The organism is Phormidium pseudopriestleyi FRX01 (assembly GCF_017313335.1).
Taxonomy (GTDB): Bacteria; Cyanobacteriota; Cyanobacteriia; order Cyanobacteriales; family Laspinemataceae; genus Laspinema; species Laspinema pseudopriestleyi.
In genome coordinates, this window is record NZ_JAFLQW010000366.1 from 1 (window position 1) to 2,503 (window position 2,503).

Below are 2,503 nucleotides of genomic sequence, written 5' to 3' on the forward strand. Positions count from 1 at the left end.
AAGGGGGGCTAGGGGGGATCGAATAGACGTACCTCATGAATGTGAAAATTGCTATAGATCTAAATCCAGACAAGTACCTGGGCTGACTCTAGATCAGGAATATAAATCCATGAAAAAAATTCCCAAACTTATCCAATGGCTCCCGGCGGTACTGCTGGCAATCTTGATAAATTTAATCGGCCCAAATCCGGCTTTTGCTCTCAGTCCTCACCTGGAATTTGAGCAGCTAACGATTGAACAAGGGCTGTCTGCTAGTACCGTCTTTTCTATTCTCCAAGACCCAGAAGGATTTATGTGGTTTGCCACACCCGATGGCCTCAATAAATACGATGGATATGATTTTAAAATTTATAAAAATGACCCCTCAGATATTTATTCTATATCGGATAATTTTGTAACAACACTTTATGAAAAGGGGGAGGGAATATGGGTGGGTACAAATGATGGAGGATTGAATTATTTTAATAAAGTTACCGAACAATTTACCCGCTATAAAAACAATCCGAGTAATCCTCAAAGTCTCAGTAATAATCATATTTTGTCCATTCATGAAGATAAAAACCAAGTCCTGTGGGTGGGAACGGAAGATGGATTCAACCAATTTAACCCCCAAACTGGAGACTTTATCCGCTATAAAAATGACCCCAACAATCTGGATAGCTTAATTCGAAATAGTGTCACGGCTATTTATGAAAATCAATGGGGAGAGCTTTGGTTAGGAACGAAAGGAGGATTGGAGAAATTTGACCGCAATACTCAGAAGTTTATCCATTACCAACATCATCCCGATGACCCCAAAAGTTTAAGTGATAATTCCATTAGTTCGATTATAGAAGACAGGGAAGGGAACCTCTGGATTAGTACCTTGGGTGGTGGCGTTAATAAATTTAACCGCGACACAGAAGAATTTACCCGCTACATGAATGACCCCAACAATCCCCACAGTATCAGCAGCAATACCGTGAGCCAAATATATCAAGATGAAACGGGTCTAATCTGGATGGGTACAGGGAGTTGGCTGGGAAGTTCTGGCGGCAATGGACTCAATCTCTTTAATCCAAACACGGAGGAATTTACAACCTACACCCCAAACCCGGGCAATCCCCACAGCTTGAGTGATAGTGCTGTGTTTTCCATCTATGAAGATCGGTCCGGCATCTTGTGGTTTGGAACATTTATAGGCGGAATTAACAAATACGATCGCCATCGCATTAAATTTGACCGCTACACCTACGAACCCGGTAATCCTCACGGCATGGCGGAAGATCCTGCAATTATGTCCATTTATGAAGATAAAAACGGCACAATTTGGCTCGGGACATTTGGGGGATTTTTAGAAAAATTTGATCGCGAAACGGGAGAATTTACAACCTATCAGAATAACCCCAACGACCCCGATAGTTTAAGTGTAGGGGGAGTCTGGTCCATTTATGAGGACCGCTACGGCACCCTTTGGATTGGCACGTTTGGCGGTGGACTGGATACATTAGACCGCAAAACTAACAAGTTTACCCACTATACTCATGACCCCAATAATCCCGCCAGTTTGAGCGATAACTCGGTGGTGTCCATGTTTGAAGATCAACAAGGAACGTTCTGGATCGGGACATTTGGAGGAGGCTTAAATCAACTTGATCGCGAAACAGGCACATTTACCGCCTACCAAGCCGACCCCAATAATCCTAACAGCTTGAGCGATAATAGTATTTGGCAAATTTATGAAGATACCCGGGGTAAACTGTGGGTGGCAACCCACCAAGGCGGCTTAAATCAACTCGATCGCCAAACCGGAAACTTTACGCGCTATCAAAAAAGCGATACCCTCAATAGCTTAAGCAATAATAGCGTCTTGTCCATCTACGAAGACCCCACCGGCATCCTCTGGTTAGGCACATTTGGCGGGGGTGTGAATAAATTTGACCCCCTCACCCAAACGTTTATTGCCTATAACGAAACAGACGGATTGCCGAATGATGTCGTTTACGGTATTCTGCCCGATGATCAAGGGAACCTGTGGTTAAGCACCAACAAGGGATTATCTAAATTTAATCCATCCCAGGAAACTTTCAAAAACTATGATACCAGTGACGGCCTGCTCAGTAATGAGTTTAATGCAGGAGCGTATTACAAAAGCAAGACCGGACAAATGCTCTTTGGCAACGTCAAGGGGTTTAATGTCTTTTTCCCCGAGCAGGTCAAAAATAACCCTTACATTCCCCCCATTGTGATCACGGGGTTTAAAAAGCTCAACGAAACGACCCAACTTGATCAAGCCATTTCTCAAATCAAAGCCCTGAATCTGTCTTATCAAGATTATGTGTTTTCCTTCGAGTTTGCCGCCTTAAATTACACGGCAACGGAAAAAAACCAATACGCCTATAAACTGGAAGGATTTGATAAAGACTGGATTAACTCCGGTACCCGACGCTATGCCACCTATACCAACCTTGATGGCGGCCACTATACGTTCCATGTCAAAGGTTCCAACAATGATGGAGTCTGG

Annotated in this window: 1 protein-coding gene; it reads left to right on the forward strand. The window is 43.5% G+C overall.

Annotated elements, in window-relative coordinates; translation table 11 throughout:
- Positions 1-109 precede the first annotated feature (109 nt).
- Positions 110-2,503, forward strand: a 2,394-nt coding sequence (locus J0895_RS13760) for a ligand-binding sensor domain-containing protein (protein ID WP_277989841.1), incomplete at its 3' end; no start/stop codon positions are given.